This window comes from Achromobacter sp. (genome assembly GCF_050285585.1).
In the GTDB taxonomy this organism is placed as follows: Bacteria; Pseudomonadota; Gammaproteobacteria; order Burkholderiales; family Burkholderiaceae_B; genus Achromobacter.
Window position 1 is genome coordinate 243,880 of sequence record NZ_JBLZXF010000002.1, and the last position, 25,175, is coordinate 269,054.

Below are 25,175 nucleotides of genomic sequence, written 5' to 3' on the forward strand. Positions count from 1 at the left end.
GCAACGATCCGCATACAGGAACCGAAATGCCGCAACCGCATGAAATGTCCGCCGTGGAGCTTCTTCAGGCATACCGCGACAAAACGCTGTCGCCCGTCGAAGCCACCCGCTCCGTGCTGGAGCACATCGCGCGCTGGGAACCGCGACTGAAGGCCACCTATGCGCTGGATCCGGAAGGCGCGTTGGAGATGGCCCGCGCCTCCGAGGCCCGCTGGATGAGGGGCGAGCCCCAATCGGCCGGCGGCCACACGCTGGACGGCGTGCCCGCCACCATCAAGGAGAACATCGCCACGCGAGGCGTGCCCGTGCCCCTGGGCACCGCCGCGACCGATCTCACGCCGGCGGCCGCCGACGCGCCGCCGGCCGCCCGCATGCGCGAGGCCGGCGCCGTGCTGCTGGGCAAGACCACCATGCCCGACTACGGCATGCTGTCGTCCGGGCTGTCCAGCTTCCATGAATTGACCCGCAACCCCTGGGACTTGTCCAAGAACCCGGGCGGTTCCAGCGCCGGGGCCGGCGCCGCCGCGGCCGCAGGCTACGGCCCCTTGCACATCGGCACCGACATCGGCGGCTCCGTGCGGCTGCCCGCCGCATGGTGCGGCATCGCCACGCTCAAGCCCAGCCTGGGCCGCATCCCCATCGATCCGCCCTTCATGGGCCGCTGCGCCGGTCCGATGACCCGCAGCGTGGCCGACGCGGCGCTCATGATGGGCGTGCTGTCGCTGCCTGACGCGCGCGACCACATGAGCCTGCCCTACCAGGAATTCGACTGGCGGGACCTGGCGTGCGATGTGCGCGGCCTGCGCATCGGCCTCCTGACGGATGCGGGCTGCGGCCTGCCCGTGGATCCCGAGATCCTCGACGCGGTGCAGGCCGCGGCGCGCGCCTTCGAGGCCGCGGGCGCCATCGTGACGCCCATGCAACCCTGGATGAGCCCGGACATGCTGGACGGCGTGGACCGCTTCTGGCGCACCCGTTCGGCCCTGGACCTGGCGGCCCTGCCCGAAGCGCGCCGCGCCAGGATCCTGCCCTTCATCCGCGCCTGGGCGGAAAGCGGCGGCGGCCAGTCAGGCGAAGCCGTGTTCCGCAGCTACTACGAAACCCTTAACGTGCGCGCCAGGACGGTCGCGGCCTGCGCGCCGTACGACTACGTGCTCTCGCCCGTGGCGCCCGTGGTCGCCTACAACGCCGAATGGCCGTCGCCCACCAACGAGGTCGCGACCACGATGCACCACATCGGCTTCACCCTGCCCTTCAACATGAGCGAGCAGCCCGCGGCCTCCGTCAATTGCGGCTACACCAGGGCCGGCCTGCCCATCGGCCTGCAGATCGCCGGCCAGCGCTTCGACGACCTGGGCGTGCTGCGCCTGGCGCGGGCCTGGGAGCTGATGCGTCCCGAGCAGCATCCTTGGCCGCAGCCTCCCAAGGCAGCCTGACTTTTCCCCGCAGACCCAGAGGAATTCCCATGCGTTGGCTTTTGGCAATGATCAAGCACGAGACGAACACCTTCTCGCCCGTGCCGACTCCGCTCGAACGTTTCTTCCGCGGCAATCCCGAGATCCTGGCTGGCGAACGCGCCATCAAGGCCTACGAAAACACCGATAGCGGCCTGGGCGGCTATATCGAGGTGGCGCGCCGCGAGGGCGCCGAGATGGTCGTTCCCGTGGCGGCCGAGTCCTGGCCCAGCGGGCCGGCCAGCGCGGAGACGCACGAGCGCCTGTGCAAGCTGGTGCTGGACGAAGTCCGGCGCGGCGGTTTCGACGCCATCCTGCTGGACCTGCACGGCGCCATGGTGGCGCAGGGCGTGGACGACGCCGAGGGCGACCTGCTGCGCCGCCTGCGCGAAATCGATCCCACGACGCCCGTGGCCGTCACGCTGGACATGCACGCCAACATCTACGACGACATCGTCAGGAACGCCACCGTCATCAGCGGCTTCCATACCTATCCCCACGTGGACATCCGTGAGTCGGGCGTGCGCGCCGCGAACGTGATCGTGCGCACCCTGAAGGGCGAGATCAAACCCGTCATGTCCTGGGCCAACAAGCCCATGCTGCCCCACATCATGTGCCAGGGCACCCATGCCGCCCCCAACAAGCCGCTGCAGGAGCGCTGCCGGGAGCTGGAAGCCGCCGGCGTGCTGGCCGCCTCGGTGTTCGTGGGCTTTCCCCATGCCGATATCCGCGAAGCCGGGCTGAGCGCCGTGGTCTGTACGGATGGCAAGCTGGCCGAAGCGGAAAAATACCGCGACGAGCTGCTGGAGCGGGCCTGGGCGGGGCGCGCCGACTGGGTGTTCCATCCGGAACCGCTGGCGCCCACCATCGCGCGCGCCAAGGCCATCGGGCAAGGCCCCGTCGTGCTGTTGGACCACTACGACAACACGGGCTCGGGCGGCACGATGGACACCACTGCCGTGTTGGCCGAAGTGCTGCGCCAGGAACTGGAGAACGCGGTCTTCTACGCCATCTGCGACCCCGAAGCGGCGCAGGAGGCCGCCGCGGCCGGCGTGGGCCGGACCATCACGCTCAAACTGGGCGGCAAAGTGCCCATGCCCGCCATCCAGGAGCCGAGCGAGCCGCTGGAAGTCACCGGCCGCGTCAAGCTGGTGTTCGACGGCGTCTACCTGAACCGCGGCCCCATGTATCGGGGCGTGCGCAACGATACCGGGCTGACCGTCGTGATCGACACGGGCCGCGTCGAGATCGTGGTGGTGTCGCGGCACCAGGAGCCCTTCGACGTCAACTGCCTGCTGTCGGCCGGCATCGACCCGCTGCAAAAGCGCTATGTGGTGCTGAAGAGCCGCGTGCATTGGCGCGCGGGCTTCTCCGACATGGCCACGGAAGTCATCGAATGCACGGGCGTGGGCGTCACCACGTCCGATTACGGGCAGCTGGAGTTCAAGAAGGTACGCCGCCCGATCTATCCGCTGGACGCGCTGTAGATCCTTTTCGCGTTTCCCCGCCTGAAAAGCCGGCGCAAGAGCGCCGGCTTTCATTTGGAAAACTTCTGTAACTGCGAGCACGCTCGGGCGGCCTGCCGCCTCGGTATACTCGCCGCGGGCCTTACAGGCCGATGAATACGCGTATTCCGATGAAGACGGTTCTCAGGGCCGCCTCGCGGCAAAAGCCGCCTCGGGCATCGGATATGACTCGATAATCAACGATACAAACTGAACGATGAAAAAGAGCGTAGCGATCACCCTCGGCGTGGTCATAGTGGGAGCAGGAAGCTGGGTCGGCGCCACGTGGTACACCGGCAAACGCATCGAGGAGAGCTCGCAGCGCCACCTGGCGGAAGCCAACGAGAAGCTGGCCAAGATCACGCCGCTGTTCGGCCTGCGCATCGACCAGTTGAAGTATGAACGCGGCCTGTTCTCGACGCAGGCGCGCTATGGCCTGTCCTTCGTCAAGAGCGACAACTCCCCGGACGGCATGCCCGCCGGCATGGTCGAGTTCGACGCCACCATCGAGCACGGCCCCTTCCCCAAGAGCGCCCTGGCGCGCGGCGCGATCGCGCCCAAGCTGGCCTTCGTCCACAGCGAGATCGCCAAGACGGACAACATCAAGGAACTGTTCGAGCTCACCAAGGACGTCTCCCCCCTGGCCGGCGACGCCGTCATCAGCTTCGGCGGCTTCGCCACCTCCAGCGCCAGGATCGCGCCGGTCAAGATCGAGCATGAGGGCAACACGGTCGACTTCAGCGGCATGACGGTCAACGGCACGTTCGACCGCAAGCTGCAGGCCGTCACCGCGAACGCGCTGGTGGAAACGCTGTCGGTGAACGGCGCGAAGTCGGACGACCCCATCACGATGGCGATGTCGGGCCTGACGATGGACGTGAACAGCCGCATGGGCAAGTTCGGCCTGTCCGTCGGCGACTCGAACATCAAGATCAAGCGCATCGACGTCGTCAAGCCCGATGAAGAGGTCAAGGTCTCGCTGGACAACCTGGGCTATGGCGTCAAGCTGTCCGAAGACGACAAGACCATCAACGCCGAGGCGACCTACCAGACCGGCGACATCGTTCTGAACGATGTCGCGCTGGGCAACGGCCAGGCCGTGGTCAAGCTCGCCAGGCTGGACGGCGACGCCGTCAAGCAACTGTCCGACACCTACAACCAGATCGTGCGCCAGTACATGATGGGCGCCAGCGACGAAGGCCTGAAGGACGAACAGTTCGACGTGCTGCTGGACAACGCCGGCAAGCTGCTCAACGGCAATCCCTCGTTCAGCATCGACCCGATCAGCTGGAAGACCGCCAAGGGCGAAAGCAAGCTGACGTTCACGCTGGACCTCGCCAATCCGCCCAACGTGAAGGAACTGACCCCGCAGGAAATCCTGGTCAAGGCCATCAAGCAGATCGACGCCACCCTGATCATCTCCAAGCCCATGGTCCGCGACCTGATGGTGCAGTACGCCGTCAAGAAGGAAGGCCTGGACGTCACGGCGGCCGGCGCCCAGGCCGACGAGCAGATGCGCTCCGTGTCGGGCATGGCCGAGATGTTCAACGTCGGCAAGAACGACGGCGACAACATCGTCGGCAAGTTCCACTTCGCCGACGGCATGGGCGACCTGAACGGCCAGAAGATCCCCGCCGAGGAACTGTTCGCCGGCCTGCTGGGCGCGACCGGCATGGACGACGAAGGCGAGCCCGAAGACATGGACATGGATCCGGAAGCGCCCGCCGCGGCGGCGGCTCCCGCCGACCTGATGGAGGACTTCGACTTCGACACCGTCAACGCCATGCTCTCGGACATGTCGTACTCCCCCCGCAAGGAAGACGGCGAGGAAGGTCCCGTGCTGATCCTGGATGCCGCCAACACGGGCGCCAGCGACCTGCGCGTCGAATTCATGTGCAACGACTTCACGGAAAAGTGCCACGACCTCGTGGTGACCGCTACGTACAGCGGCAAGAAGCCGGTTTCGCTCAAGGCGATCAACGCCTGGAACCAGGAATACCGCTGGACGCGCGCCTACCTGGACGACAAGAACCAGGCGGTGCTGCAGATGGACATGAACTCGGAAGGCGGCATCGGCAAGGAAAACCTGCAGATCATGCTGAACACGTTCTTCAGCATTGCGGAAGACTTCTCCGTCGCCAGCAAGGCCGCGCCGGCGAAATAAGCCCCGGACGCGCATGAAAAAATCCCCCCATCGTTGCGATGGGGGGATTTTTTTTGCCGGGTGTTCCCGGAAAAAAGGCCCGGCGCGAGCCGGGCCCTCAAGCCATGCGTTTACGCGTAGGCTTCGACCGGCAGGCAGGCGCACACCAGGTTGCGGTCGCCGTAGGCATTGTCCACGCGGGCGACCGGCGGCCAGTACTTCGCATCGCGCAGCGAAGCCACCGGATAGGCGGCCTGCTGGCGCGGATAGTCGTGCAGCCATTCTTCGGCCAGCAGCATCTGCGCGGTGTGCGGGGCGTTCTTCAGGACGTTGTCCTCGCGGTCGCGCTCGCCGCGCTCGATCTGGGCGATTTCTTCGCGGATCGAGATCATCGCGTCGATGAAGCGGTCGAGCTCGGCGATGCTTTCCGATTCGGTCGGCTCGACCATCAGCGTGCCCGCGACCGGGAAGCTCATGGTGGGCGCGTGGAAACCGTAGTCCATCAGGCGCTTGGCGATGTCCTCGGCGCTGACGCCGCTGGTTTCCTTCAGCGGACGCACGTCCAGGATGCATTCGTGCGCCACGCGGCCATGGCGGCCCGCGTACAGCACCGGATAGTGGTCGCGCAGGCGCGTCGCGATGTAGTTGGCGTTCAGGATGGCCACTTCGGTGGCGCGGCGCAGGCCGTCGGCGCCCATCAGCGCGATGTACACGTACGGGATCGGCAGGATGCCCGCGGAGCCGAAGGGCGCGGCCGACACGGGACCGACCTTGGCGTCGCCCGGCAGCTTGCCCTGTTCGTTCACCACGCCCGGCAGGTACGGAGCCAGGTGCGCTCGCACCGCCACGGGGCCCACGCCGGGTCCGCCGCCGCCGTGCGGGATGCAGAAGGTCTTGTGCAGGTTCAGGTGGGACACATCCGAACCGAACTTGCCCGGCTGCGCCACGCCGACCATGGCGTTCATGTTGGCGCCGTCCAGGTAGACCTGGCCGCCGGCCCGATGCACCAGATCGCAGATCTCGGTCACGGCTTCCTCGAAGACACCGTGCGTGGACGGATAGGTGATCATCAGGGCGGCCAGCTTGTCGCCCACCTGTTCGATCTTGGCGCGCAGGTCGGCCAAGTCCACGTTGCCATTCGCGTCGGAAGCCACCACCACCACGTCCATGCCGGCCAGCTGGGCCGAGGCGGGGTTGGTGCCGTGCGCCGACGAGGGGATCAGGCAGATATTGCGCTGGTGCTGGCCATTGGCCTGGTGGTAGCCGCGGATCGCCAGCAGGCCGGCGTATTCGCCCTGCGCGCCCGAGTTGGGCTGCAGGCTGATGTTGTCGTAGCCGGTGATTTCGCACAGCGCGGCCGACAGGCGGTCGATCAGTTCGACGTAGCCCTGGCTTTGCGAGGCGGGCGCGAACGGGTGGATCAGCGCGAATTCGGGCCAGGTGATGGGGATCATCTCGGCCGTGGCGTTCAGCTTCATGGTGCACGAACCCAGCGGGATCATCGTGCGGTCCAGCGCCAGGTCCTTGTCGGCCAGCTTGCGCAGGTAGCGCAGCATGTCGGTCTCGGACTGCACGCTGGAGAATACCGGATGCTTCAGGATCGCGCTCTCGCGCGCCACGCTCGGCGGAATGCCGCTGGCGGCGGCCGCGTCCAGGGCGTCGAGGTCGAGCTCGACGTCATCGCGTTCCAGGCCGGCGGCGAACACATTGACCAGCGCCTGCAGATCGTCCGCGGTCACCGTTTCGTCGAGCGAAACCGCCAGGCGGGCGCCGTCCACGCGGCGCAGGTTGATGCGGGCGCAGTCTGCCGCCGTCAGGATGGCGGGCGTGGCCGCGCCGGTTTCCAGCAGCAGCGTGTCGAAGAAGGTGTCGTTGGCGACCTTCACGCCCAGCTTGACCAGCTCGGCGCGCAGGATGGCGGTGCCGCGCTGCACGCGCTCGGCGATGCGGCGGATGCCCGCCGGACCGTGCCACACGGCGTACATGCCCGCCATCACGGCCAGCAGCACTTGCGCGGTGCAGATGTTGGAAGTGGCTTTTTCGCGGCGGATGTGCTGTTCGCGCGTCTGCAGCGCCAGGCGCATCGCCGGGTTGCCCTGCGCATCCTTGGACACGCCCACCAGGCGGCCGGCCATGTTGCGCTTGAAGGCGTCCTTGCAGGCCATGAAACCGGCATGCGGGCCGCCGAAGCCGAACGGCACGCCAAAGCGCTGGGCCGAGCCGATCGCGATGTCGGCGCCCCACTCGCCCGGGGCGGCCAGCAGGGCCAGCGCCAGCAGGTCGGTGGCCACGGCCACGACCGCGCCTTGCGCGTGCGCGGCTTCGGCCAGCTGGCGGTAGTCGGAAATGGAGCCGGTGCTGTGCGGGTACTGGAGCAGCACGCCGAAGCACTCGGGCAGGCCTTCGGCCTCGTCGCCCACGGCGATCTCGATGTCCAGGCCTTCGGCGCGCGTGCGCACGACTTCGAGGGTCTGGGGGTGCACGTGGCGCGAAACGAAGAACACCGGGCTCTTGGACTTGGCGCTGCGGCGCGCCAGCGTCATGGCTTCGGCCGCGGCGGTGCCTTCGTCCAGCAGCGAGGCGTTGGAGATGTCCAGCCCGGTCAGGTCGGCGACCATGGTCTGGTAATTCAGCAGGGCCTCGAGGCGGCCCTGCGAGATTTCGGGCTGGTACGGCGTGTAGGCCGTGTACCAGGCGGGGTTTTCGAGGATGTTGCGCAACACGACATTGGGCGTGTGCGTGCCGTAATACCCCTGGCCGATGTAGCTGCGGTAGACCTGGTTGCGGCCCGCGATCTGCTTGAGTTCGCCCAGCACGTCCGTCTCGCTGCGCGATTGCGGCAGCGCCAACGGAGCCTGGCTGCGGATCTTGGGCGGCACGACTTCTTCGATCAGGGCGTCCAGGCTGGCGCTGCCGATGACGGCGAGCATGGCGGCCTGGTCGGCGTCGGAGGGGCCGATGTGGCGGGGAATGAAGTCGGTATGGGTGTCTAGGGCGCGCGACATGGGGAGATCTCGGGGTAGCGGGTGCCGTCGGAGGACGGACGGTATTGCATCTTGCGGGGCGGGCGGCCGCTCGGGCCATGCCCGCCCCGGAGGACCGGCTTAGCCGTTGGCGACGGCTTCGTAGCCGGCAGCGTCCAGCAGCTTGTCGGCATCGGCGGCGTTGACCGGCTTGATCTTGAAGATCCAGGCGGTGAAAGCCGATTCGTTGATCAGGTTGGGGTTGTTTTCCAGCTCTTCGTTGAAAGCGACGATCTCGCCGGCCACGGGCGCGTAGATGTCGGAGGCGGCCTTCACCGACTCGACCACGCCGGCGGTTTCGCCTGCGTTCAGCTTGGCGCCGACCTTCACGTCGCCGACGAAGACCAGGTCGCCCAACTGGTCCTGGGCGGTATCGGTGATGCCGACGACGAACACGTCGCCTTCGGCTTTGACCCATTCATGGGACTCGGTGTACTTGCGATCGGTGGGCAGACTCATGGGAACTCCTGAGGGAATGCGGGTAGATGAATGGTGTTGCGCGCCTCGCGCGGGCGGCCAGGTCGCCCCGAAGGGGCCGCCAGCCGCGCGAAGCTTCGAGTTTACGAGTGTTCGACCGCTTTGCCGTTACGGACAAACGGCAATTTGCATGCCAGCGCGGGCACCCACTTGCCGCGGATATCGACTTCGACCGTATCGCCGGGGCGCACGCCTTGCGGCAGCCGGGCGAAGCCGATCGACACGCCCAGGGTGGGCGACATGGTGCCGCTGGTGAGTTCGCCCATGCCTTCCTTGGTGCGCACGGCCATGTGAGCGCGCATGACGCCGCGCTCCTGGAGCTTCAGGCCGAGGAACGCGGCCGGCGTGGCGAACTGTTCCAGCGCCTCGCGGCCGATGAAACGGCGCTCGGCGTCCTTCAGGGAAACCGTCCAGGTCAGGCCGGCCTGGCTAGGCTGGATCAGCTCGTCCATGTCCTGGCCGTAGAGGTTCATGCCGGCCTCCAGGCGCAGCGTATCGCGCGCGCCCAGGCCGCAGGGGCGCACGCCCTGCGCGGCCAGGTCGCGCCACAGCTGCACGACCTCCGTGGCGGGAAGCACGATCTCGAAACCGTCTTCGCCGGTGTAGCCCGTGCGGGCCACCAGCGTGTCGTCGCCGACCACGGCCGCGACGAAGGGAGTCAGCGGTTCGGTGGCGGCCTTCCAGGCCGGGCGCGCGGCCCAGACCTTGGCGCGCGCGTTCGGGCCCTGCACGGCGACCATGGCCAGGTCGCGGCGCGCCGTAATGGCGACGTCGAAACCGCCAGCCTGCTTCACGCGCTGCATCCAGGCGATGTCCTTGTCGGCCGTGCCGGCATTGACGACCACGCGCCATTCGTCGGAGGCGAAGAAGTAGATGATCAGGTCGTCGATCACGCCGCCCTGCGGGTTCAGCATGCAGCTGTACAGCGCCTTGCCGGGCACGGTCAGCTTGGCCACGTCGTTGGCCACCAGGCGTTGCAGGAAAGCGAAGGAGTCCGGGCCGGCGACGTCGACGTTCAGCATGTGCGAAACGTCGAACATGCCTGCGTCCTGGCGCACGGCATGGTGCTCTTCCAGTTGCGAGCCGTAGGCCAGGGGCATGTCCCAGCCGCCGAAGTCGACCATTCGGGCGCCAGAGGCGATGTGTTCTTCGGCCAGCGGGGTGCGTTTGAGGGGTGCGGACATGCGCGGGAACTCCGGGACGGCATTGTTGCCAGGGTTACGGAATGCCGGTGGTGCCAGGCGGGCTGCGCCTGCACACCGGCTGAATCTTCCGCCCCTCTGTCCTTTTGCCTGAGAGTTGCCCCGCAGCGCGGGTTTGCACCTTCGGCGCCTGGGCTGCTCGCTGTGTCCCTTGTTTCAGGGGCGGCGCCAGGTCTCTCCAGAGTGCTGTTTTGCCGCGTCCGCGCGGTAAAACCGGGACAGGGCAAGCATGGGCGGTATGGGTTACCTGAGCGATTCCGGGCGAATTGCGCCTTCGGCGGCGGCCGGGCAAACAGGCCGCTCTCTCCCGCAACATGCGTGACAGCGGCGAAAGCATACAACGAAAGCCGCCGGCAGGGAATGCCCGTGCGGCGCGGGCCCGGGGCTCGCGCGAAGCTCCGGTTAGCGCGAACGGCCCCTAGCCCAGGGCGGTGTCCAGCAACATCATCAGCACGAAGCCCAGCATCAGGCCGCAGGTGGCATAGACCTCGTGCCCCTTGCGGTGCGACTCCGGGATGATCTCGTGGCTGATCACGAAGAGCATCGCCCCCGCGGCGAAACCCAGGCCCCAGGGCAGCATCGGCTCCGACCAGCCGACCACGGCCGCGCCCAGCACGGCTCCCAGGGGCTCGACCAGCCCCGACAGCATCCCCAGCGCCACCGCGAACGCGCGCTGGTAGCCGGCCGCCAGCAGCGCCACCGCCACGACCAGCCCCTCGGGAATGTCCTGGATGGCGATGCCCGTCGCCAGCGCCGTGCCGCGCACGGGGTCATTGCCCGCATAGCCCACGCCGATGGCCAGGCCTTCCGGCAGGTTGTGCAGCGTAATCGCGAACACGAACAACCAGGTGCGGCGCAGCCGGTGCGCCTCGATCCCTTCCCTGCCCTTGATGAAATGCTCGTGCGGCAGCGTGCGGTCCATGACCAGCAGAACGGCCGCCCCCAACAGCACGGCCGCCCCCACCGTCAGGCCAGCGCCCCAAGGGCCGTAGCCCAGGTCGCGGCCCGCGGCGATGCCCGGCGCCACCAGCGAAAAAGCGCTGGCCGCCAGCATCACGCCCGCCCCGAAGCCGAACATGCTGTCCTGCATTTTCTGAGGAATGCTGCGGGCGAACAGGATGGGCACGGTCCCCAGCGCCGTCGCGCCGGCCGCGACCAGGCCGCCCAGCAGCGCGTCCGCGACGTGCGGCGCGCGCACGTCCAGGTACGCCCACAACTGGTGCAGCCCCAGGCAAGACACCAGCACGGCCAGCGTCCACACGCTGATGCTGGTGGCCGCCGGCCGCACGCGATGACGGCTGAAGGTATTCATATGCCGCAGCCCTCCTTGCGAAAGACGCGTTCAGCGCTTTGCCGCTGCGTAGCGGCGCGCCACTTCCGGCCAGTTCACGACATTGTAGAAGGCGGCTATGTATTCCGGCCGGCGGTTCTGGTACTTCAGGTAGTAGGCGTGCTCCCAGACGTCCAGCCCCAGGATAGGCGTGTTGCCGTGCATCAGCGGGCTGTCCTGGTTGGCGCTGCTTTCCACGGTGAGCTTGCCGCCCGGCGTCACCGACAGCCAGGCCCAGCCGCTGCCGAAGCGGGTCAGCGCGGCCTTGGTGAAGGCGTCCTGGAAAGCGGCCATCCCGCCCAGGTCGGACTCGATGGCCCCAGCCAGGACGCCATCTGGCTCACCTCCGCCCTCCGGGGACATGACGGACCAGAACAGGCTGTGGTTGGCGTGTCCGCCCCCGTGGTTGCGCACCGCGCCGCGCACGGCCTCGGGCAATTGGTCCAGGCGCGACACGAGGGCCTCGACGGACTCGCCCGCGGCGATGCCCGCCGCCTCCAGCGCGGCGTTCAGGCTGTTGACGTAGGTCTGGTGATGCTTGCTGTAGTGGATCTCCATCGTCATGGCGTCGATGTGGGGCTCCAGGGCGTCATAGGCGTACGGCAGGGGCGGAAGGGTGTAGGCCATGCGTGTCTCCGTAGGATCGCCCCTCCAAAGGAAGGGCCTTGATCAATATCGAAAACATAAATGATATTTATTTTTATTTAATATCACAATGGCAGGATCCCGATCCCTGCCATCGCCTCGCGCTAGAGCCCTTCCGTCCCGGCTACAGGGCCTTGCCGCAAGCCACGCCCGAGGCCCAGGCCCATTGGAAGTTGTAGCCGCCCAGCCAGCCCGTCACATCCACGGCTTCGCCGATGAAGTAAAGGCCGGGCGTGGTCTTGGCCTGCATGGATTTCTGGTCCAGGCCGCGCGTGTCCACGCCGCCGCGCATGACCTCGGCCTTCTTGTAGCCGGCGGTTCCGCTGGGCACCAGCGTCCATTGATGGATGTCCTGCGCCAGCCCCCGCAAGGTCTTGTCCGGCGCGTCGGCCAGACGCAGCGCCGCCAGCCCGGGCTTGCCCTTCTGCTCCGCCAGGTGCAGCCAGCGGTCGGCCAGGCGCTTGGGCCAGAGGCCGCCCAGCACCGTGTGCAGCTGCTGCCGGTTGCCGGACTTCGACTGCAGCAGTTCCTCGGCCATGTTGCGGCCCGGCGCCAGGTCCACCACGATGGGTTCGCCCGGTTTCCAGAAACTGGATATCTGGAGAATGGCCGGCCCCGATAGGCCGCGGTGCGTGAACAGCAGGTCTTCCAGGAACTCGCCGCGGGCCTTGCCCTGTCCGGTGTGCAGGTTGACTTCCAGCGCCACGCCCGACAGTTCGGACAAGGCCTGCCACTGCGCGGGGTCGAAGGTCAGGGGCACCAGCGCGGGACGAGGCTCCACGACCTTGAGGCCGAACTGCCGGGCGATCTTCAGGCCGAAGTCGGTGGCGCCCAGCTGGGGAATCGCCATGCCGCCCGTGGCGACCACCAGCTTGGCCGCGCGGATCGGCCCCTGCGCGGTGCGCAGTTCAAAGCCCTGTTCGCCGTGCCCGATCTCGGCCACCGGGCAATTCATGCGCCACTGCACGCCGCCCGCATCGCATTCGACGCGCAGCATATCGATGATGGATTCGCTGGAATCGTCGCAGAACAGCTGGCCGCGATGCTTCTCGTGCCAGGCGATGCGATGGCGCTTCAGGAGCGCCAGGAAATCCTGCGGCGTATAGCCCGACAGGGCCGAGCGGCAGAAATGCGGGTTGTCGGAAAGAAAGTTGGCGGGCCCCGCCCCGATGTTGGTGAAATTGCAGCGGCCGCCGCCCGAAATGCGGATCTTCTCCGCCAGGCGGCTGGCGTGGTCGACCAGCACCACGCGCAGGCCGCGCTGGCCGGCCACCGCAGCACACATCATGCCAGCGGCGCCGGCGCCGAGTACGGCTACATCGAACATCAGGACTCCAGGCCCGCCGGGCCTCACTCTTCGATCAGGCAGTCAACGTAGTAGCGCTTTTCGCCGTCCGGGCCCACTTCATCGGCCAGGCCGTGGATGTAGGTCTCGAAGCCGGGGAAGCGCTGGTTGAACTCGCGCGCGAACTGCAGGTACTGGACGATGGTGCGGTTGAAGCGCTCGCCCGGAATCAGCAGGGGAATGCCGGGGGGGTACGGGGTCAGCAGCACGCCCGTGACGCGGCCTTCCAGCTTGTCGATATCGACGCGCTCGACCTCGCGGTGCGCCATGCGGGCGAACGCGTCCGACGGTTTCAGCGCCGGGACCATGTCGCTCAGGTACATCTCGGTCGTCAGGCGCGCGACGTCGCGCTCGCGATAGGCTTCGTGGATCTGCTGGCAGAGGTCGCGCAGGCCCATGCGCTCGTAGCGGCGATGGTCGCGGCAGAATTCCGGCAGGATGCGCCACAGCGGCTGGTTGCGGTCGTAGTCGTCCTTGAACTGCTGCAGGGCGGTCAGCAGCGTGTTCCAGCGGCCCTTGGTGATGCCGATGGTGAACAGGATGAAGAACGAATACAGGCCCGTCTTCTCGACCACCACGCCGTGCTCGGTCAGGTACTTGGAGACCAGGGCGGCGGGGATGCCGGTTTCGCCGAAGCTGCCCGACATGTCCAGGCCCGGGGTGATGACCGTGGCCTTGATCGGATCCAGCATATTGAAGCCTTCGGCCAGGTCGCCGAAGCCGTGCCAGTGGTCGTTGGACTCGAGGATCCACTCGTCGCGGTTGCCGATGCCTTCCGGCACCAGGCGGTTCGGGCCCCAGACCTTGAACCACCAGTCGTTCTTGCCGAACTCCGATTCCACCTTGCGCATGGCGCGGCGGAAGTCCATGGCTTCGCGGATGCTCTCCTCGACCAGCGCGGTGCCTCCGGGCGGCTCCATCATGGCGGCCGCCACGTCGCAGGACGCGATGATCGCGTACTGGGGCGAGGTGGACGTGTGCATCAGGTAGGCTTCGTTGAAGACGTTGCGGTCCAGCTTGCGGGTCTCGGACTCCTGCACGATGATCTGCGAGGCCTGCGAAATGCCGGCCAGCAGCTTGTGCGTGGAGTGCGTGGCGAACACCATGGCGTCCTGGCTGCGCGGGCGGTCCTGGCCGATGGCGTGCATGTCCTGGTAGAACTCGTGGAACGAGGCGTGCGGCAGCCAGGCTTCGTCAAAGTGCAGCGTGTCGACATAGCTGCCGAGCTGTTCCTTGATCATTTCCACGTTGTAGATGACGCCGTCGTACGTGCTTTGCGTCAGCGTCAGAATGCGCGGATTCTTGTTCACCGCTTCGCGCGCGAAGGGGTTGGCTTCGATCTTCTTGCGGATGTTGTCCGGGTGGAACTCTTCCAGCGGGATCGGGCCGATGATGCCCAGGTGGTTGCGCGTGGGGCGCAGGAACACCGGGATCGCGCCCGTCATCGTGATGGCGTGCAGGATGGACTTGTGGCAGTTGCGGTCCACCACGACCACGTCGCCGGCGGCGACGTTGGCGTGCCACACCACCTTGTTCGAGGTGGACGTGCCGTTGGTCACGAAGAAGCAATGGTCGGCATGGAAGATCCGCGCCGCGTTCAATTCGGATTCGGCCACGGGGCCGGTGTGGTCCAGCAGCTGGCCCAGTTCGTCGACGGCGTTGCAGACGTCGGCGCGCAGCATGTTCTCGCCGAAGAACTGGTGGAACATCTGGCCCACCGGGCTCTTCAGGAACGCCACGCCGCCCGAGTGGCCGGGGCAGTGCCAGGAGTACGAGCCGTCCTGCGCGTACTTCACCAGCTCGCGGAAGAACGGCGGCGGCAGGCTGTCGACGTAGCTGCGGGCTTCGCGGATGATGTGGCGCGCCACGAATTCGGGCGTGTCCTCGAACATGTGGATGAAGCCGTGCAGTTCGCGCAGGATGTCGTTCGGAATGTGCTCCGAGGTGCGCGTCTCGCCGTACAGGTAGATGGGGATGTCGGCGTTGCGGAAGCGCAGTTCGCCGATGAACGCGCGCAGGTTCTTGATGGCGCTGGCCACGTCCTCGGGCGAATCCACGTCGAACTCTTCATCGTCGATCGACAGGATGAAGGCGCTGGCGCGGCTCTGCTGCTGGGCAAACGAACTCAGGTCGCCATAACTGGTCACCCCGATCACCTCGACGCCCTCGGCCTCGATCGCGGCAGAAAGGGCGCGGATGCCCAGGCCGGACGCGTTCTCGGAACGGTAGTCCTCGTCGATGATGAAAATGGGGAAGCGGAATTTCATGCGGGCGCTCCTGGGGGCAAGGCGGAATCGGACGCGTATCGCGGCGCGAGTGTACAGCTAGTAAAAATCCGCCTGATGACAGACGGCGCGAGCACCCGCCGGGGAGGCGGGAATGGCGGAATTGTAGGGCTGTTTTTCTTACAGTCCTACGGGAAATCCCCAGAAGGGATGCGCGGCCGTTGTCATCGCGCCAAAAAGCGCGCTTCCCGGCGGCGGCGACGGCCCGGACGCTAACGGATCGTGCGGGCCTCGCCCGCCTGCAGCGCCGCCACGAACTGCTCGAAATAAGGCGGAATCGCCTCGGCGGCCCCGTAGCGGATCCGGCGTTCGACCTTGGCGATCGCGCCGAAGCAGACTTCGGTTCCCGGCTGGCCGCAAACCAGCACCACCGGGTCTTCGTCGTCGCAAACTTCGTACAGGCCGCCGTGCGCGCGGCGTCCCACCTCGTAGAGGTAGGCGGCGGCGCCGACGGTCTGCATGGGGGTCAGAGGCAGGGTCCCGAGGTGGGCGGCCTCCAGCGCTTCATCCAGCGCATGGACGCTGGAAGGCGAGTAGTCCAGCACGGCGCCGGTCTGGCCGGCTGCCTGGACAAAGTCCTGCGCGGCATCCGCCACGCGCGCCACGAACTCTTCCTGGACTTCGTTGCGCTTGGCGTCCTGGTTTATCTTGAGGAAACCGAACATCAGTGGCTCCTTTGTGAAAACCGCAAGCGGCATTGGAACCATTATAGGCAAGCCCCCCCTCTATACTGTCCCAAGCGCCCCCAAAACGTTACCTATTCCCAACACTTGCTCCCCATGCCCTCCCCCCAGGTCAGACGCCTCGTGCCCTCGGACGCCGCAGCCTTGCGCCAATTGCGCCTCGACGCCCTTGTGGAAACGCCAGAATCGTTCGGATCGAGTTACGAAGAGGAACACACCCTGACATTGGAGGACATCCGCGCCTGGATCGCGCCGGCGGACGATGGCGCGATGTTCGGCGTCTTCCATGGCGACACGCTGGCCGGCATGGTCGGCGTGGGCCGGCAGCGCAAGCTCAAGATGCGGCACAAGGCCCATATCTGGAGCATGTACGTGGCGCCCGCCCAGCGCGGCCAGGGCCTGGCGAAATTGCTGATGCATGCTGCCATCGCGCACGCCGCGGCCATGCGCGGCATCCGCCACGTGCAATTGAGCGTGACCTCGAACAATACGGCGGCCAGCGCCCTGTATCTGGGCCTGGGTTTCACCGAGTACGGGTGCGAACGCGAAGCGCTGTGCGTGAACGGCAGGTTCTACGACGAAACGCTGATGTCGTTGCCGCTGTCCGGCAAATAGCGACGAGGCTCAAATCGCGCCGGCCCGCCGCCGCACGGTGTATATGCATACCTGGTTGCGGCCGCCGTCCTTGGCCCGGTAGAGCGCCTGGTCGGCCGCCTTGATCACCGCTTCCGGCCCGCGCAGCGCTTCGCTTCGCTCGGCCACGCCCATGCTGACGGTCACGCGCAATGGCCGCGCATTGCGCCCGTCGCGCCCGCCGCGCCGGCGCATGCCGAGCTGGTCGGCCTTGGGACGGGCCGGCTTGTCGCGCAGGCGCATCTGGTAGGCCTCGATGGCGCGCCTGACGCTTTCCAGGTGCGGCTTGCATTCCGCCGCGGTCTTGCCGGGAAACACCAGCGTGAACTCCTCGCCCCCGAAACGGTAGGCATGCCCCCCGCCCGGCACGCGCCGCATTTGCGCCGCAACCATGCGCAGGACCTGATCGCCCACGTCATGGCCGTGGGTATCGTTGAACGCCTTGAAGTGGTCCACGTCGGCCATCGCCAGCGCGTAGACGCGCCCTCCCATGCGCTGCAGCCTTTCGTTCAACGCGCGCCTGCCCGGCAGGCCGGTCAGCTCGTCGAGAAAGGCCATGTGGAAACCTTCGTGGGCCAGCGACACGCACAGCGCCGTCAGGGCGGCGGTGGACATCAACGCCAGCTCGACGGGATGCTGCGCGCCGCGCGGCAAGGCCCAGGCCATGCATACGAAGCCCAGCCATTGCCCGGCCTGCTGCGGACGACCGTAGCGCAGGAGCAGCAGGGTCAGCGCCAGCCCCGTGGCCAGCAGGGCGACCAGCCCCTCGATGGGCACGCTGAGGTGGGCGAGCTGCCCCTGGACGGACAACGCGCCGAGCGCGGCGGTCATTCCTTCCTTGCCGGCCAGCGCGATAGCCGCCGCGCCCAGCGCCATCAGCCCCAGGCGCGCCGCGGTGTCCATCAGCATGCTGGAACGCTCGGACCACAAGGCATTGATCGCGTAGGCCAGCGACCACCAGGCCATGGCGGGCCCCAGCGCCCAGGGCGCGTCCTGCGCCAGCGCCGGCCAGGCCGCCGTGGCGGCCAGCACGCAAAGCGTCAACGCGAGCGTCTGCGAACGCTGGTACATGAAACAGGTGGCCGCGCAGATCAGGGCCATCGTCCAAGGCATGAACGGCACGATCAGCGTCAGCGTCGGCGGCCATTCCCGCCACAACAGCAGCGCCACCGCGGCGGCCACCGGCAGGGCGGGATAGAACAACAGGGGCAGCCAGGGGACATGGGGGTAACGCACGGATCGGGGCCTTGCTCACGCTTGCGGAAATGACGTCGCCAGATCGGCAAACACATATAAAGTCATTTACGGACGCGGCGATGGGTTCTTTAGCATTCGCGGCGCACACCGGGCCTGGCGCCCGTGCTATGTTTTCCGCCCTATCCGAAGGAAAACTCCCATGCGTATCCTGGTCAATATCGATGTGCCCGATCTGGAACATGCCATCGACTTCTACCGCCGGGCCTTCGGCCTGAGGCTGCAGCGCCGGCTGGGGCCCAAGGCCGCCGAAATGCGTGGCGCCGAGGCGCCCATCTACCTGCTGGAAAAAGCGGCCGGAACGCCCGCCGCGGGCGCCACGCGGCAGCCGCGCGACTATGCCAGGCATTGGACGCCCGTCCACCTGGACGTGGTGGTGGAAGACGCGGACCTGGCGGTCGAGCGGGCCGTGGCCGCGGGCGCGCGGCTGGAGGACCCTGCCGTATCGCACGAATGGGGCCGCATTGCGCACCTGAGCGATCCCTATGGGCACGGCATCTGCATCCTGCAATTCCTGGGCCGGGGCTACGACGCGCTGGCGGAGCCCGACATCCGGTACGAACCCGTCGAGGAAGCGGACTTCGAGGCGCTGCTGGCGCTGCGCCTCGAAGCCATGCGGGAAAGCCTGGAACGCCTGGGGCGCTTCGATCCGGAACGCGCGCGCTCACGCCTGCGCGGCACGTTCCGGCCGGAACACACCTGGTCCATCGAACTGGACGGCCAGCGGCTGGGCTTCTACGCGCTGCGCCCGGATGGCGACGGCCTGCGCCTGGATCACCTGTACCTGCGGCCCTGCGCGCAAGGAGAGGGCCTGGGCGGGCAGGTCCTGCGGCGGATCCTGGCCGAGGCCGACCGCCTCGGCTTGCCGGTGCGGGTGGGAGCGCTGCGCGGCAGCGACTCGAACCGATTCTATCGCCGGCATGGATTCGTCCAGACCGCGGAAAGCGAATGGGATATCGATTACCTGCGGCCGGCGCGGACGCCGGCCGCCTGAGGCCTCAGGTGCGCGGCAGCGTCACGCCGCGCTGGCCCTGGTACTTGCCGCCGCGGTCGCGGTAGGAGGTCTCGCAGATCTCGTCGCTTTCCAGGAACAGCATCTGCGCGCAGCCTTCGCCGGCGTAGATCTTGGCCGGCAGCGGCGTGGTGTTCGAGAATTCCAGCGTCACGTGGCCTTCCCATTCGGGTTCCAGCGGCGTCACGTTGACGATGATGCCGCAGCGCGCGTAGGTGCTCTTGCCCAGGCAGACCGTCAGGACGCTGCGCGGAATGCGGAAGTACTCCACCGTGCGCGCCAGCGCGAACGAGTTGGGCGGGATGATGCAGACGTCGCCCTTGAAATCCACGAACGAGCCTTCGTCGAAATTCTTGGGATCGACGATCGTGGAATTGATGTTGGTGAAGATCTTGAATTCGTCGGCGCAGCGCACGTCGTAGCCGTAGCTGCTGGTGCCGTAGCTGACGATGCGCCCGCCATTGGCCGTGCGGACCTGCCCCGGTTCAAAGGGTTCGATCATGCCAGCTTCGGCCTGGCGGCGGATCCAGCGGTCGCTCTTGATGCTCATGGTGGGAATGGTGCTAGGGAATGGAATGGACACCATTTTATCCCGAGCGCGGGCGCGCTGCCGGGCGGGGCCGCCGCCCGGCTTCGCTTCAGTTGCCCCAGAAGGTCCGGTAGACCAGCGCAATACCGTTGACCGCCCCGCCCTTCAGGTCCACCGACAGCCCGCGCGCCAGCCGGTAACTGGCCCGGCCCACGGTGTCGGTGCCGGAAAGCGCCTGCTCGACGCTCAGGGTGATGCCGTTGGCGAAGGTCTTGCTTGCCACCAGGAATTGCGTGGCAAGTTGGCTGTCGCTGTCGCGGTTCACGTCGCCGGCCACCGTGCGGTCGGGCAGGATGCTGCCCGAACTGCCGATGTTGCCCGTCTTGATGCTGACGTCGTCCAGCCCGAACTGCTTGTAGAACGGCTGCCCGCCCCCCAGCAGCGCCGTGCCCACCGACATCAGCAACGCCGCGTCGCCGCCGCTTTCGTCGGGGCCGCGGCCCAGCAGCAGCCAGGACAGTTTTTCCACGTCGCTGACGTCCGGATAGGACACCAGGTCGATGCGCGGCCGCTGCGCGGTGCCGACCACCTTGACGCCCGCCTCGACCTGTTCACCGGTGCGCAGCGCCTCGATGTCCAGCAGCGGATTGTCCAGGCGGCCCTGGAAGGTCAGCGTGCCGCGGCTCAGGCGCAGCTTCTGGCCGTAGGCCTCGATGCCGCCGCCGCGGGTGCGCAGCGCGCCCACGCCGGTCAGGCGGCCGTCCTGCAGCAGGATCTGGATGGAGCCCAGCAGGCCGGCGTCCAGCCCCATGCCGGTGATGTAGAAGCGCGGCCCCATGTCGAACTTCAGGTTCATGCTGGTCTGCAGCGGGGTGGAGACCGTGCCGGGGTCGTCGCCTGGCCGGCGCACCTTGACGTCGTCGTCCAGCGACGGCACGCCCTGGAGGATCTCCAGGCTGAACCAGCCCGCATCCGCCTTCAGGTCGCCCACGATGTCGATGCGCGGCATGGCCGCCTTCACGTCGATGACGCCGGACACCATGGCGTAGCGGTCCGAACGCTGCAAGGCCGGGAAGCGGTGCAGCGTCAGCCGGATATCGCCGCCGCCGTCGATGAAATTCCATTGGCCCTTGGCCTCGGCGTAGCCGCCCTTGGCCTCGGGATTGGTCGTGATCCACTCCTTGGTGCGCCATTCGGCCGGCATCACCCGCAGCGAAGCCGGGAAACGCAGGCTCTCCAGCACCACCCGGTCGCTGTCCAGGCGCGCGGACAACGTGCCGTCGATCAGCCGCACGCCGTCGTCGATGCGCACCACGCGCAGCTTGTCGCCGCGGATATTGCCGCTGGCCGACCATTTCCCCGCCAGCGTGCCCTGGGCTTCCAGATTGGCCTTGAGCGTGCCGCCCACCTCCATCGAATCGCCCACGAACAGCCCGACCCAGGCCAGGTCGGCGATGTCGGCGTCGAGCTTGGCGCGCAGCGGTTGCCGCGGGTCCAGCGCCATGCCGCCCTTGGCGTCCACCAACAGCACGGCAGTGCCGGTGCCGTTGATGAGGCCCATCTTGTCGGTCGCCAGATTGATCCTGGCATCCAGGCGGCTGGCATTGGCGGACGTCGGCGTGGCGGTCAGGTCCAGCACCAGCGCCTTCAGCCCCAGCGCAATGGGAGGATCGCCCGGTATCAGCAGGTCGCCTTCGCGGCGCGCGATGCGCGCCTTGCCGCCCAGCCGGCCGTCGAACTTCAGGTCCCACAGCACGTCCAGCGCGATGCGGCGCTGGCCCTCCGGCACCATCGCGTTGACGCGGGTCGGCCGCTTGCCCAGCTTGGCCGCGGCCTCGGGATCGACCGCGGCGATCACCTGGCGCGCCATGGCCGCCGTGATCACCAGGTTGTCGGCCTGGCCCGCGGTCTCCCAACGCTTGCCGCCGCCGCGCGACCCTTTGTGCGCCAGAACCACCCGCTCCTTGCCGGGCAGGGTCAGGCTCAGCGCCGTCTGGCCGACCTGCCACTGCCATTGCGGCGCCACGGCGGAAGGCACATAGGCCAGCGTGACCGGCCGGTCCACCGCCACGGCAAAACCGGCGGTTTCGGCCGTGAGCCGCGAGAACGAGCCGCGCCAACCCGGCAGGGCGGCATCGGGCGTGCCCGCCGGCCCCTTGCCCCAGGCGCCGGCGAAAGCGATGCTGGCCTTGGCGGGAGCCTCTCCCAGCACGCCCGCGCGCGGCTTGGGCGGCGTGTAGGCGGCCGCCAGCTCGCCGCGGTGCGCGGCCAGCGTGCCCGCCAGCTTGCCCTTCAGTTCCGCGCCCCCGGGGATGCCGGGCCAGAATGCGTCCAGCTGCGGCGCCTTGGCATCCAGGTTCAGCGCGCCATCCTTGGCGTCCAGCTCGCCCGTGGCCTGGATGCGGTTGCGGCCCAGCTTCAGGTCCACGTCCAGGCCGTGGATGCGCAGACCGGCCAGCGGATCGGCGGCGGCGGTTGCCGCGGCATCGGCCGCCGCGGTATCGGCCGCCGCGGCACCGGCTGCTGCCTCGGCGATGTCGACCTGGGCCTTGAGCGCGCCGGTCAAGGGCTGCCTGTTCCAGCGCGTGCCCTCTTCGAAGCGCAGGTCCACCGCGGCATGGCGCAGCTGGCTCAGGTTCTCGATGCCGGCCTGCACGTCGCCGCGCACGGTCAGCACCGCGGGCGGGAGATCCTTGCCCAGCCAGGGCGACAGGTCCAGGCGCTGGGCGCTTATGGTGCCCGCGATGCGGTCGCGGCCCGCCCCCTGGGCAGTGTCGGATTGCAGGTCGAGCTGCGCGGATAGCGTGGATTTGTCCGGCAATTGCGCCCGCGCCCGGGCACTGCGCAGCACCAGCGCCGTGCGCGGCGCCAGATCGGCCGTCACATCCAGCAGCAGGCCGGAACCTTCGCCGTCCAGCTTGGCCTGGATGCCATCCAGCGAACCCGCCGCATCCGCGCGCAGCACCACCTGGCAGGCGGGCCGTGGCGGCTCATCCGGCTTGGCGCCCGATGTGGGATCGGCCTTGGGATCGGCTTTCTTGCCACCCCCCGCCGGGCGATCATAGACGCTGCTCAGCTTGTCGGCCTCGCACAGCGGGGAATCGGGGCCGGTTCCGCGCGCAGTCACGTCCAGCCGCGCGGTGAACGGCCAGGGGTCGGCCATGCCTTGCAGGTCGGCTTGGCCGGAAATGTCCGCCTGCCCGGCCTCGTGGCCCACGCTCAGGCTGGCGATACGCAGCTGCGCGCCCTGCCTGCCCGCGGCGAACGTGGCGCCGAGATTGCCCAGGCTCACCGGCAGTGGCTGGCCGTCCTGTTCCAGCTGGAAATCGCCCAACGCGATCCGGTCCACGGCGATGTCCACCGGCAGCGCGGGCAGCGTGAACGGCTCGCCGTCGTCTTGCGCCGGCTCCGTGTCGGGCGAGGATGCCAGGGCGACGCGCGCCGAGCCCGCCGACACCTCGCGCACGTGCAGCAGGCGATCGCCCAGCGCGCGCCAGCGCACATCCAGCCGCAGATCGGTGAGATCGATGCGCGTGGCGCCCACTTCCAGGTCCAGCTTGCCTACCGAAACGCCGCGCAGCAGCGAGCCCTGCACATCGAGCGCCTGGCCGTTCAATTGCTGCGCGGCCGTGGTCAGCAGCAGCCGCGTCCCGTTCTGCGAGCCGACGAGCCAGAACAGGAAACCGCCCGCCAGCACGGCCAGCATGGCCAGGCCCGGCAACCACCACACCAGCACATGGCGCAGGAATTTGCGCAGGCCCTTCAAAACGCGATCCCCAGGGAAAAATGCAGGCGCAGGTCGCGGTCGCGCTGGCCGTACGCAACGTCCAGGAACAAGGGTCCGGCCGGCGTGCGCACCCGCGCGCCGACACCGTAGCCCACCGCCATCGACATGTCGCCGAACGATTCCGCGGCGTCGCCCGCGTCCACGAACACCCCCATGCCCCAGCGTTCATTGAAGTAATGGTCGTACTCGATGCTGCCGACCAGCAGCGTGGGCGCGCCCACCACGGCGTCATCGCGCTGCACGCCGATGCTCTGGTACTTGTAGCCGCGGATCGAACGCGCGCCGCCCGTGCGGAAGCCGAAGTCATCCGGCACCCTCACCCTGCTGTTGGACCATACCCGGCCCACCTCGCCGCGCACGGTCAGCACGTCGAGCTTGCCGATAGGCCACCATTTCTGTGCCCGCAGCCGGGCGCGGGTATAGGGTTCGCCGGTGTCCAGGGTCACGCCCACGCCGCCGCCCACCGCGATCAGGTTGCCTTCGCGCGGGTCGTACTTGTTGTCTACGTCGCGGCGCAGCCACTCGGCCGTCGCGGTCAGGGTCGGCAGCGTGTATTGGTCGCCGCCATCGATTTTCACGTGGTCCTGCGCCAGCAGCAGGCCCCAGCGGGTTTCGTATTCGACCCGGCTGTCGCCCGCGCCCTTGCGTTCCTGCAGGCGCGTCGCGCCCAGGGCGTAACGCGTGACATCCAGGCCCTGGATGTCGGAGTGGTCGAACAGCAGGCCGAAGGAATCCTTGTAGCCCCGCTCGTTCGGCGGCAACAGGAAGTCCGTGTAGGCGCGCTGCTGCAGCCGGTCCACGCTGAAGCCCGCCTCCATGGTGACGGGCTGGCCGAACACCACGTTCTGCCGGTACAGCGACTCCACGCGCAGGCCGGCCTCGTCGTCCACGCCGATCGACCCGGTGAAACGCTTGGGCGGCGCTTCCACTACCCGCACCTGCACGGGCAAGGTCACCTCGCCGTTCGAATCGTAGGCGGGCGGCGGCGGCGGCATGGCGCCGGACACGGAGGGATCGCCCGCCGGCGTGGAAGCGGCCAGGTCCGTGGACCCCGGCGCCCGCGCCCGGTCGGCATTGGGCGCGGGCGCCGGCTGCGCGTTGCCCGGCTGCTCCAGCGACACGAAGGCACCGCGGAAGAAAGCGGTGGATTGCAGGTCCTGCTGCCAGGTGTCCAGCTTGTTCTGGTCATAGGCGGCGCCCGGCGAGTAACGCACATAGCGCTCGACCAGCTTCTCCGGCACCCGCTTCAGGCCTTCGGTGGTGAGTTCCCCCATGCGGACCTGGGGGCCGCTGTCTATCGTGACGCGCAAGGCGGCCGACGCCGCGTCGGCCTCGATTTCGGCCTCCGACGCGGTCATGCGCGCCAGCATGAAGTCACGCGAAGATACCGCGTCCAGCAGATTCGACTTGGCCTTGTTCCAGTCGCTGTTGATGAAGGGCTGCCCCGTCTTGAGCTGCCAGTCGTCGCGCAGCTTCTGCACCCGCGGGGCGAACTCGGGCCGGGTGATGCGGCCGGTGAACTTGAGGTCCACGGACGAGATGGTGGTGCGCTTGCCGGAAACGATGCCGATGTCCCAGGTTTCCCCGCCGATATCGGTGCCGGCCTCTAGCGTGACGGTGGGCGAAAAATAGCCTTGGGTGGCCAGGGCCGCCAGCGTCGCGTCGCGCGCGCGCCGGCGCAGGCGGTTGATTTCACCGCCGTCCTGGTCCTCCGCCAGCCGCGCAATCGCATCGACGGCCTCGGTAATCGCCTGCAAGGCGGCCGGCGGCACGCCGCCGGGATCCACGATGATTTCCGGGCGTTTGGCCAATGCCTCGCCCGTCATCATGAAAAGTCCTGCCAAGAAGGCGCGGGCTGCCCACCGCAT

17 protein-coding genes and 2 riboswitches are annotated in these 25,175 nt (G+C 67.8%); of the genes, 5 read left to right on the plus strand and 12 right to left on the minus strand.

From position 1 onward, the window contains the following. The first annotated feature begins 26 nt into the window (after positions 1 to 26). The 3 genes from ACN6PJ_RS04370 (at position 27) to ACN6PJ_RS04380 (ending at position 5,123) form a co-directional block, all read left to right on the plus strand. The gene (locus ACN6PJ_RS04370) at positions 27 to 1,436 is read left to right on the plus strand and encodes an amidase (protein WP_427994678.1); all 1,410 of its coding nucleotides are present in this window, start codon (positions 27 to 29) and stop codon (positions 1,434 to 1,436) included. Between the two features lie 29 nt (positions 1,437 to 1,465). Further along, positions 1,466 to 2,941, plus strand: a complete 1,476-nt coding sequence (locus ACN6PJ_RS04375; RefSeq protein ID WP_427994679.1) for a M81 family metallopeptidase — start codon at positions 1,466 to 1,468, stop codon at positions 2,939 to 2,941. 235 nt (positions 2,942 to 3,176) lie between these two features. After that, complete coding sequence (locus tag ACN6PJ_RS04380) at positions 3,177 to 5,123, plus strand: DUF945 family protein (protein WP_427994680.1); 1,947 nt, start codon at positions 3,177 to 3,179, stop codon at positions 5,121 to 5,123. Positions 5,124 to 5,233: 110 nt separating this feature from the next. Here the strand turns inward: ACN6PJ_RS04380 and gcvP are convergent, their stop codons facing one another. The 8 genes from gcvP to ACN6PJ_RS04420 form a co-directional block, all read right to left on the minus strand. Further along, entirely contained in the window at positions 5,234 to 8,107 is a 2,874-nt protein-coding gene (gene gcvP / locus ACN6PJ_RS04385; RefSeq protein ID WP_427994681.1) for an aminomethyl-transferring glycine dehydrogenase, read from the minus strand. 99 nt (positions 8,108 to 8,206) lie between these two features. Then, a complete protein-coding gene (gene gcvH, locus ACN6PJ_RS04390) occupies positions 8,207 to 8,584 on the minus strand; it encodes a glycine cleavage system protein GcvH (RefSeq protein WP_042795177.1) in 378 nt (125 codons plus the stop codon). A 101-nt stretch (positions 8,585 to 8,685) separates the two neighbouring features. Continuing rightward, entirely contained in the window at positions 8,686 to 9,786 is a 1,101-nt protein-coding gene (gene gcvT / locus ACN6PJ_RS04395; protein ID WP_427994682.1) for a glycine cleavage system aminomethyltransferase GcvT, read from the minus strand. Positions 9,787 to 9,872: 86 nt separating this feature from the next. Then, positions 9,873 to 9,996, minus strand: a riboswitch (glycine riboswitch). Between the two features lie 32 nt (positions 9,997 to 10,028). Then, positions 10,029 to 10,124: riboswitch (glycine riboswitch) on the minus strand. Between the two features lie 98 nt (positions 10,125 to 10,222). Beyond that, the gene (locus ACN6PJ_RS04400; RefSeq protein WP_427994683.1) at positions 10,223 to 11,116 is read right to left on the minus strand and encodes a ZIP family metal transporter; all 894 of its coding nucleotides are present in this window, start codon (positions 11,114 to 11,116) and stop codon (positions 10,223 to 10,225) included. 30 nt (positions 11,117 to 11,146) lie between these two features. Further along, positions 11,147 to 11,761 (minus strand): superoxide dismutase, encoded by a 615-nt coding sequence (locus tag ACN6PJ_RS04405; RefSeq protein ID WP_427994684.1) that lies wholly within the window; start codon positions 11,759 to 11,761, stop codon positions 11,147 to 11,149. Positions 11,762 to 11,903: 142 nt separating this feature from the next. Next, positions 11,904 to 13,106: an NAD(P)/FAD-dependent oxidoreductase gene (locus ACN6PJ_RS04410; RefSeq protein ID WP_427994685.1), complete on the minus strand. Its 1,203-nt coding sequence runs from the start codon at positions 13,104 to 13,106 to the stop codon at positions 11,904 to 11,906. Positions 13,107 to 13,129: 23 nt separating this feature from the next. Then, positions 13,130 to 15,391, minus strand: a complete 2,262-nt coding sequence (locus ACN6PJ_RS04415; protein ID WP_427994686.1) for an Orn/Lys/Arg decarboxylase N-terminal domain-containing protein — start codon at positions 15,389 to 15,391, stop codon at positions 13,130 to 13,132. Positions 15,392 to 15,621: 230 nt separating this feature from the next. After that, the gene (locus tag ACN6PJ_RS04420; protein WP_427994687.1) at positions 15,622 to 16,074 is read right to left on the minus strand and encodes a hypothetical protein; all 453 of its coding nucleotides are present in this window, start codon (positions 16,072 to 16,074) and stop codon (positions 15,622 to 15,624) included. Between the two features lie 114 nt (positions 16,075 to 16,188). Here ACN6PJ_RS04420 and ACN6PJ_RS04425 point away from each other — a divergent pair, with 114 nt between their 5' ends. Continuing rightward, complete coding sequence (locus ACN6PJ_RS04425) at positions 16,189 to 16,707, plus strand: N-acetyltransferase family protein (protein WP_427994688.1); 519 nt, start codon at positions 16,189 to 16,191, stop codon at positions 16,705 to 16,707. Positions 16,708 to 16,716: 9 nt separating this feature from the next. Here the strand turns inward: ACN6PJ_RS04425 and ACN6PJ_RS04430 are convergent, their stop codons facing one another. Then, the gene (locus ACN6PJ_RS04430) at positions 16,717 to 17,961 is read right to left on the minus strand and encodes a GGDEF domain-containing protein (RefSeq protein WP_427994689.1); all 1,245 of its coding nucleotides are present in this window, start codon (positions 17,959 to 17,961) and stop codon (positions 16,717 to 16,719) included. 160 nt (positions 17,962 to 18,121) lie between these two features. Between ACN6PJ_RS04430 and ACN6PJ_RS04435 the strand changes: the two genes are divergently transcribed. Continuing rightward, a complete protein-coding gene (locus tag ACN6PJ_RS04435; RefSeq protein WP_427994691.1) occupies positions 18,122 to 18,973 on the plus strand; it encodes a GNAT family N-acetyltransferase in 852 nt (283 codons plus the stop codon). 4 nt (positions 18,974 to 18,977) lie between these two features. Here the strand turns inward: ACN6PJ_RS04435 and dcd are convergent, their stop codons facing one another. From dcd to ACN6PJ_RS04450, 3 genes are all read right to left on the minus strand, one after another. Next, positions 18,978 to 19,541, minus strand: a complete 564-nt coding sequence (gene dcd / locus ACN6PJ_RS04440; RefSeq protein ID WP_043546327.1) for a dCTP deaminase — start codon at positions 19,539 to 19,541, stop codon at positions 18,978 to 18,980. A gap of 88 nt (positions 19,542 to 19,629) precedes the next feature. Next, positions 19,630 to 23,286: a translocation/assembly module TamB domain-containing protein gene (locus ACN6PJ_RS04445; protein ID WP_427994692.1), complete on the minus strand. Its 3,657-nt coding sequence runs from the start codon at positions 23,284 to 23,286 to the stop codon at positions 19,630 to 19,632. Beyond that, positions 23,283 to 25,175, minus strand: a complete 1,893-nt coding sequence (locus ACN6PJ_RS04450) for an autotransporter assembly complex protein TamA (RefSeq protein WP_427994693.1) — start codon at positions 25,173 to 25,175, stop codon at positions 23,283 to 23,285. Before ACN6PJ_RS04450 ends, ACN6PJ_RS04445 begins: the two co-directional genes overlap by 4 nt.